4 protein-coding genes and 1 pseudogene are annotated in these 8,479 nt (G+C 72.8%); 4 read left to right on the top strand and 1 reads right to left on the bottom strand.

The window, feature by feature from the left end:
- The 3 genes and pseudogenes from UW392_RS36760 to UW392_RS36750 all read left to right on the top strand — a co-directional run.
- Positions 1-2,393 (top strand): annotated as a pseudogene (locus tag UW392_RS36760) (ALF repeat-containing protein); the annotation flags it as partial.
- 7 nt (positions 2,394-2,400) lie between these two features.
- A complete protein-coding gene (locus UW392_RS36755) occupies positions 2,401-2,775 on the top strand; it encodes a hypothetical protein (protein WP_320779558.1) in 375 nt (124 codons plus the stop codon).
- A gap of 213 nt (positions 2,776-2,988) precedes the next feature.
- Entirely contained in the window at positions 2,989-4,551 is a 1,563-nt protein-coding gene (locus tag UW392_RS36750; protein WP_414496861.1) for a hypothetical protein, read from the top strand.
- On the opposite strand, the gene UW392_RS36745 is transcribed toward UW392_RS36750, so the two are convergent.
- Positions 4,499-6,574, bottom strand: coding sequence for a bifunctional glycosyltransferase 87/phosphatase PAP2 family protein (locus UW392_RS36745; RefSeq protein WP_320779556.1), 2,076 nt, complete (start codon positions 6,572-6,574; stop codon positions 4,499-4,501). The two genes, UW392_RS36750 and UW392_RS36745, sit on opposite strands and share 53 nt — an antisense overlap.
- A gap of 390 nt (positions 6,575-6,964) precedes the next feature.
- On the opposite strand from UW392_RS36745, the gene proP reads away from it, so the two are divergent.
- Positions 6,965-8,356 carry a glycine betaine/L-proline transporter ProP gene (proP, locus tag UW392_RS36740; protein WP_320779555.1) on the top strand — a complete coding sequence of 464 codons (1,392 nt, stop codon included), beginning with the start codon at positions 6,965-6,967 and terminating at the stop codon, positions 8,354-8,356.
- Positions 8,357-8,479 lie beyond the last annotated feature (123 nt).

The raw sequence follows: 8,479 nt of genomic DNA, 5'->3' as shown, positions 1-8,479 counted from the left end.
CCGGTGACGCGGCGGCCTCGGCGATCAGCGCGGGCGCCAACGCCGACGCGGCCGCCACCGCCGCCACCCAGGCCAGCGGCTACGCGGACCAGTCCAGCGCCGCCGCAGCCCAGGCACGGGCCGCGGCCGCCGCCACCAAGCGGCACGCCGCCGAGGCCAACCGCGCCGCCGCGGCGGCGGAGTCGCTGGCCCGCAAGGCCGCGACCGCGGCACGGCAGGCACGGGACGCGGCCACCTCCGCCGCCAAACACGCCCGCAACGCCGCCAAGGCGGCCGAGGACGCCGCCGAGCACGCGGGCGACGCCGCCACGGCCGCCGCGAAGTCCACGGAGCACGCGAACGCGGCGACCGAGGCCGCGAACGACGCGACGACCGCCGTGGCCAGTGCCCAGGAGGTCTACACGCTGGCCCGCGAGGTGGAGGCCGAGGAACTGCTCGGCCGCACCAACGCCGGTATCGAGCAGGCCCGCGACGAGAAGGCGGAGGACGCGGCCTGGGAGTCCGAGCAGGCCGATCTGGACGAGGCGGCCGCGGACCGGGACACCGAGCGCGACCGGCTGGTCGCCGCCACCGCCGAACCCGGCGCCGACCTCGCCGCTCTCGCCGTACAGGGCCGTGACCTCGCGGTGCGCGAGATGGCGCAGGGCACCGCGTGGGGCCGTGCGGCGGCCGAGGCGGCGCTGGCCGGGGACGACGACGTGGTCCTCGACTTCCTGGCCAACGGCTGGGACGACGCCGAGCGGCAGGACCAGCGGTCCTACGTCGAGCGGCTCGCCGAGGAGAGCGCCGACTCGGACATGCGGACGGCGGCGCAGACCGCCCTCGACGGCGACGCGGCCGTGATCGCCGAGTTCGTGGCGGACGGGCAGTACGAGGTCGCCGCGGAGCCGATGCGGGTCGAGATCGCGAAGATCGTCGACGGGGCCGGTCCGGTGCTGGCCGAGGCCGGCCGGGCCGCCCTCGCCACCGGTGACCCCAAGAAGTACAGCGCGTTCGTCACCCGGACCCAGGACGAGGCGCGGACCGAGGACGAGCGGGTGCGGGCCACCCAGCTCGTCGACTCCGGCGGCCCGGAGGTGCGTTCCGCCGCGCGGATCGCGCTGGAGGGGGCGCCTGCGACCCTGCACAAGTTCATCGTGTCGGGCCAGTACACGGCGCAGCGCAAGGACGAGCTGACGGCGACGCACGTCGCCCAGGTGCAGAAGCTGATCGCGGACGCGGCGAAGGTCGCGTTCACGGCGCAGGAGAACGCCGCGACGGCGCAGCAGACCGCGGCCGTGGCCCGGGACGCCGCCGACGACGCGAAGAAGTGGGCGATCGCGGCCCAGGACTCCGCCGACGACGCGAAGATCGAGGCGGACAAGGCGAAGACGTTCGCCGAGGACGCGGAGGCGTCGGCGTCGGCCGCCGCGAAGTCCGCGGCGACCGCGCGGTCCGCCGCGAACCGGGCCGACGTCGCGGCCGCGGACGCCGCCAGGTCCGCGACCGACGCGACGCTCTCCTCCGAGCTGGCGCAGGCCTCGGCGTCCGAGGCCTGGTACTACTACGACCAGGCCCGGCAGTCGGAGCTGGCGGCGGGGGCGTCCGCCGAGGCGGCGCTCAAGGCGGCCACCGAGGCGTTCACCACCGCGGTGGAGAAGTACCGCGAGGAGGCCGAGGCCAGGCGCAAGGCGGCGCTGGCGGAGAAGGAGCGGAACGAGGGGGGCCGGACCCCGGCCGAGATCTACCGCTGCCAGCAGGCGTTCGTCCCCTGTGAGACCGGGGAGTACATCCGCTGGTGCCAGCACAGCCCGATCGACTGCGAGATCCTGGAGAAGGCCGACGAGATCGGCGCCGCGGCGAAGCCGTACGCCGAACTGCTGGAGGACCTGACCGGCCTCGCCAAGCTCGACGACTGCTACCAGAAGCGGGACTTCGCGCACTGCGGCGAACTCGCCGCCGACGTCCTCATCGGCGGCAAGCTCAAGTCGCTGGAGAAGGCCTACGACGGCCTGAAGTACCTCAAAAAGGGCTGCAAGATCCTGAGCCGGTCGACACTGAGGTCGGCGTCGACGTCGGCCGCGGCGTCGTCCTCGGGGATTCCTTGCGGGGAGCACAGCGTTCCGGGGCTGCCTCGTGCTCTGTCGACCATCCCCGGCAGCTCTGGGTGCGAGGCGTGCGCCAAGAAGATCAAGGAGAGCCTGGGCGGAGGCGACATCATGACGATCAGACCCAAGGGGTTCAACTCGCTCCCCAAGTACCGCGAGCAGGACACGTTCTGGGGCTCGCACACCGTGGTGGTGCTCAACGGCCGGGTCTATGACGCGTGGACGGGGAAGGCCGGTGAGACGATCGCGGAGTACAAGTCTCGTTGGCAGTACCACGACGAAGGCGTCATCGACTTCGGCTTCTGAAGGGCGTATGAACGACAGGGAGTTCATCGGACAGGTCCGTGCCAGACCGGGTCTCTACGGTCTGAACGGGACCTACCACTCCACGGCCACGTTTCTGATCGGCTTCGACCACGCCCGCTCGGGAGGGCTGCTCCGCGGCTTCGACGAGTGGCTGGCCGTACGAAGGGGGGAACGCTCCAGCGCCATCTGGTACGCAGAAGTGTTCCGTGAGGCCCTCCCCGGCGTCGCCCTGCGGGGCTGGGGCCAACAGCTGGAACCCGAGGAGGACCGAGCCGCTGTCGACCTGCTGTTCACGCGGCTTCTCTCCTTCCTGGAAGTCCGCGACGACCGTCGGGCCCTGGCCCGTATGTACGCGGACCACGAGGCGCTGAGCAGCGCCTGATCCCGGACGGCCGAACAGTGCCGCCGCGCCCGCCGACCCGGTGGGCGCGGCGGTGCCGCTTCGGCCGGCTCTGGCCTGTTCCCGTTCAACGTCACTGTCCGATTCCGCGTCTTCGAACGTGCGCCCGCAGCCGTACGTCTCCCGAACGGAAGCGCCGACACCGTGGTCTCCGTCGAACTCGTCGCCCCACCCGTCCGCCGCCTCGCCCGTGACCTGACCCAGCGGTACCGGCTGGCCTTCCTCGCCACCCTGCCCACCGTGCCGCTGTACGCGCTGTGGTGGGCCCGGCTCGCCACCGGTGGTGGGGATCTCGCCGCGCAGGAGGCGTGGGCCGAGTTCGCCGGGGAGCACGGTGGGTCGGCGTACGGGCTGTTCTGGTACGGCGGCATGCACACCGCCAACTACAGCCTGATATCGCCGTATCTGATGGCGGGCCTCGGCGTGCGGACCGTCACCGTCGCCTCCGGGCTCGCCTCCGCCTGGCTCGCCGCGCTGCTCGTCGAGCGGGCCGGCGTGCGGCGCCCCCTCGGCCCCGCGCTGCTCGCCTCCCTCGCCCTGTGGTGCAACGTCGCCTCCGGGCGGTCCACCTTCGCCCTCGGGGTCGCCCTCGGGCTGGCCGCCTGTCTGCCGCTCACCGGGAGGCGGCGTCCCGTGCCCGCCGTGTTCTGGGCGGCGCTGGCGACGGCGGCGTCCCCGGTGGCGGGGCTGTTCACGGCCGTCGTCGGCGCCGCGTTCCTGGTCGTACGGGACTGGGGGCGGGCCCTGCCGCTGCTGGTGCCGCCCGCCGTGGTCGTCGGCACGACCACCGTGCTGTTCCCGTTCACCGGGGAGCAGCTGATGCCGCCGGCCCGCATCTGGCCGCCCGTGGTGCTCGGGCTCGCGGTCGCCGTGACCGTCCCGCGCGAGTGGCGCACCGCCCGGTGGAGCGGGGCCGTGTACGCCGCCGGGACCGTCCTGGCGTACCTCGTGCCCTCCCCGGTGGGAACGAACGTGGAGCGGTTCGCCGAACTGTTCGCGCCCGCCGTGCTGCTGGCGGCGCTGCTGTCGGTGCCGGCGCTGCGCCGCGCCGCCCGGAACCTGCTGGTCGTCGCGCTGGTCTTCTCCGTCGGCTGGGTCGGCAAGAAGACCGCCGACGATCTGGCCGTGTCGACCTCGGTGCCCGCCTGGGCGGCCGAGACCGACGGGGTGGTGGCCGCGCTGGCGGGGCTCGGCGCCGGCCGTACCCGCGTCGAGGTGGTGCCCGCCCGCAACCACCGCGAGGCCGCCGGGCTCGCCCGGCACGTCAACCTGGCCCGCGGCTGGAACCGCCAGCTCGACATGGAGCGGGCCCGGCTCTTCTACGACGGCACGTTCTCCGCCGCGTCCTACCGGGCCTGGCTGGACCGGTGGGCGGTCGGCTTCGTCGTGCTGCCGCTCGGGAAGCCGGACGGGTACGCCGAGGACGAGGCGCGGCTCGTCCAAGAGCGGCGCCCCGGCTGGCTGGAGCCGGTGTGGCAGGACGCGCACTGGCGGGTGTTCCGGGTGCGGGACGCCGTACCGCTCGTCTCCGCGCCCGGGACCGTCGTCCGGACCACCGGGGCCGACCTGGTGCTGCGGGTGTCGCGGCCCGGCGCGGTGACCGTACGGGTGGTGTGGTCGCCGTGGCTGCGCACGGACGGCGGCTGCCTGGCCCGGCACGGCGAGTTCACGCGGCTGACGGTCGCCGCGCCGGGCGAGTACCGGATCAGCTCCCGGTACGGTCCTTCGCCGGGGGCGGGGGCGGGGGACCGCTGCTGACCGCCTCCGCCGGAGGCTCGGTCGCGGCTGCCGCCGCCGTACGGGCCCGCGGGCCCTGGAACAGGTACGTCAGGCCGAAGCCCGCGGCCACGACGGCCGCGCCGCCCACCGCGTCCAGCACCCAGTGGTTGCCGGTCGCCACGATCGCCGACACCGTGAACAGCGGGTGGAGCAGGCCGAGCGCCTTCATCCACGCCTTCGGCGCGATGATCGCGATCGCCAGCCCGCACCACAGCGACCAGCCGAAGTGCAGCGACGGCATCGCCGCGTACTGGTTGGTCAGCGAGGTCAGCGTGCCGTAGTCCGGCTTGGTGAAGTCCTGCACGCCGTGGACCGTGTCGATGATGCCGAGCGTCGGCATCAGCCGGGGCGGGGCCAGCGGGTAGAGCCAGAAGCCGACCAGTGCGAGGAGGGTGGCGAAGCCCAGGGAGGAGCGGGCCCAGCGGTAGTCGACGGGGCGGCGCCAGTAGAGGATGCCGAGGACGGTCAGCGGGACGACGAAGTGGAACGACGTGTAATAGAAATCGAAGAAGTCCCGCAGCCAGCCGACCTTGACGACGGCGTGGTTGACGGCGTGCTCGATGTCGATGTGCAGGAACCGCTCGATGTCGAGGATCTGCCAGCCGTGCTCCTCGGCGCGGACCCGGCCGCCCTGGATGGTGCCGCCGGTCGCCGCGAGGCGGACCTTGGAGTAGGCGGCGTAGGTGACGCGGATGAGGAGCAGTTCGAGGAGGAGGTTCGGGCGGGTGAGGACCCTGCGCAGGAACGGCAGCAGCGGGACGCGCTTGAACCGGGTCGGCACGGGGGCCGCGTAGTCCGTGGGCACCGGGTCGCGGAAGTACGGCGAGGTGCGGTGGAGGAACGGCACGGCGACGGCCGCGGCGAGCGCCGCGAGCAGGACCACGTTGTCGCGGACCACGCTCAGCACCGCCATGTTCGGCAGCATCATCTTCGCCGGGAGCGTCATGACGAGGACGACGGCCACCGGCCAGACGTAGCGGTCGGAGGCGCGTTTGCCGACCCTGCCCACGACCGCCGGCAGCACCCAGAGGAGCTGGTGCTGCCACGTGGTGGGCGAGATCACGACCGCCGCGCAGCCCGTGATCGCGACCGCGAGCAGGAGCTGGCCGTCGCGCGCGTAGCGCACGGCCCGGCGCAGGGCGAGGGCCGCGACCGCGGCGCCGAGGAGGACGAGGAGGGCGATCTCCAGCGGGCCGTTCAGGCCGAGGCGGAGCAGCGCGCCGTGCAGCGACTGGTTGGCGAGGTCGTCGGCCGCGCCGCCCAGGCCCACCCCGGCCATGTGGTGCACCCAGTACGTGTACGAGTCGTCCGCCATCGCCGCCCAGGCGACGAGCGTGCAGACCGCGAACGCCGCGGCGGTCGTGCCCGCCGCCCGGCGCCTGCCCGTGAACCACAGCAGCGGTACGAAGAGCAGCACCGTCGGCTGGAACGCCGCCGCGATGCCGATCAGCACCCCGCCGGCCCGTTCGCCTCGGACCGCCAGGCAGCCGAGGAGTACCAGCAGGACCGGGATGATGCTGGTCTGGCCCAGCCACAGCGTGTTGCGCACCGGCAGCGAGATCATCAGCAGGCTGACCGCGACGGGGGCCGCGAGGAGGGCCGCGCGGCGGCCGACCGGCTGGGGCAGGGCACGGGCCGCGACCAGGCCGAGGGCCACGACCAGCAGGAGCGTGCCGAAGGTCCAGCCCCAGCCGAGGGCCTGTTCGGCGGTCCGGGTCAGGGGTTTGAGGACCAGGCCGGCGAACGGCGTGCCGGTGAACTTCGTGGAATCGTAGAGGGACCCCTCCACGTGCAGGACGCCCTCCGGTCCCACCCACGTCTCCAGGTCCGTCAGCCGCTCTCCGCGCGGGGTCGACAGGACCGCCGCCAGTTGCCGCGCGGCGAGGACCGCGGCGACCAGCCACAGTCCCAGTCGTGCCAGGTGCAGGCGTGACCTGGTCGTCCCGACGGCTGTCGCCCCGAAGGGTTCCGCCGGTCGCCCGCTGTGCTCCGCATTCGCCACGCCTCGTCGGCCTCCCGCCCCGTTCGTCCCACACGCGTCCGCGCGCGTGGGGGTCCTTTGCGAACCTTATGAGGCTCGCACCACCCCCGGAGAGAGACGCAGGCAACCCCGTCTTCACCTGACGGCCGCTCTCCTTTTGTCCGGATGACGATAGTGCGCTCGTGGTTCGGGCGCCGACCGGGGAGCGAGAAGGATCACAGTACGGGCCGGTCAGGAACCGTTCCGGGCTCGGTGGTGTGCCTGCGTGCGCGGTGTTTTGGTGCACTGTGCAACTAGTTCGGCACCGGGTGTGATCGGGACATCGCCGCCTATGGTCGCTTTTCGGCCCGGCGTCAGCGCCGCCGTGCGGGCCGGCGTCCTGTCCCCGTCGAAAGGTAGGCGAGCGAAGTCTTGTCGGCTGCTGTCGCTGCTCCCTCTTCCGCTTCCTCTTTCTCTACCGCTTCCTCTACCGCTTCCTCTACCGCTACCGATCCCGCGCTCGTGCGGCGCGCCGTCAAGGCGGCTGCGCTCGGTAACGCGATGGAGTGGTTCGACTTCGGCGTCTACAGCTACATCGCTGTCACCCTGGGCAAGGTCTTCTTCCCCTCCGGGAACCCGACGGCGCAGTTGCTGTCGACCTTCGGCGCGTTCGCCGCGGCCTTCCTGGTCCGGCCGCTGGGCGGCATGGTCTTCGGGCCGCTGGGGGACCGGGTCGGGCGGCAGAAGATCCTCGCCCTGACGATGATCATGATGGCGGCGGGGACGTTCGCGATCGGGCTGATCCCGTCGTACGCGTCGATCGGCGTGTGGGCGCCGGTGCTGCTGCTCGTGGCGCGGCTGGTGCAAGGATTTTCGACGGGGGGTGAGTACGCGGGTGCGTCCACCTTCATCGCGGAGTACGCGCCGGACAAGCGGCGGGGGTTCTTCGGGAGCTGGCTGGAGTTCGGGACGCTGGCGGGGTACATCGGCGGGGCGGGGCTGGTCACCCTGATGACCGCGCTGCTGTCGGACGGCGACATGACGTCCTGGGGCTGGCGGATTCCGTTTCTGATCGCGGGGCCGATGGGGATCATCGGGCTGTATCTGCGGATGCGGCTGGAGGAGACCCCGGCGTTCGCGGCGGAGGTGTCCAAGGCCGAGGCGGCGCGGCCGAAGGTGCGGCTGCGGGAGATGGTCACCGGGCAGTGGAAGGCGCTCCTGCTGTGCGTCGGCCTGGTGCTGGTGTTCAACGTCACCGACTACATGCTGCTGTCGTACATGCCGAGCTACCTGACGAGCGAGCTGGAGTACGACGAGACGCACGGGCTGCTGGTGGTGCTGGCCGTGATGGCGCTGATGATGGTGGTGCAGCCGTTCGCTGGGGCGCTCACCGACCGGATCGGGCGGCGTCCGGTGATCGCGGCGGGGTGCGTGGGGTTCCTGGTTCTGTCGGTTCCGGCGCTGCTGCTGATCCGGGAGGGCAGCCTGCTGGCGGTCGGCCTGGGCATGGCCGCGCTGGGGCTGCTGCTGGTCTGCTTCACGGCGGCGATGCCCGCGGCGCTGCCGGCGCTGTTCCCCACCCGGGTGCGGTACGGGTCGCTGTCCATCGGCTTCAACGTGTCGGTGTCCCTGTTCGGCGGGACCACGCCGCTGGTGGTCACGGCGCTGATCGGGGCGACCGGGAATCTGATGATGCCCGCGTACTACATGATGGCCGCGGCCGTGGTCGGTGGTGTCGCGGTGTGGTTCATGACCGAGTCGGCGGGGCGGCCGCTGCCGGGGTCGGCGCCGGCGGTCGAGCGGGCCGTCGAGCGGGCTGTGTGATGCCTGCGGCGCATGTGCGGCTTCGGTGGGGGTGCGCGTAGCGCCTTCGGTTGTGTCTTGGGGCGGGGGGGGGGGGGGGGGGGGGGGGGGGGGGGGGGGGGGGGGGGGGGGGGGGGGGGGGGG

The organism is Streptomyces sp. CRN 30 (assembly GCF_034105845.1).
The sequence above is the reverse complement of the archived record's forward strand: the minus strand, read 5'-3'. Positions and strand labels throughout refer to the sequence as shown.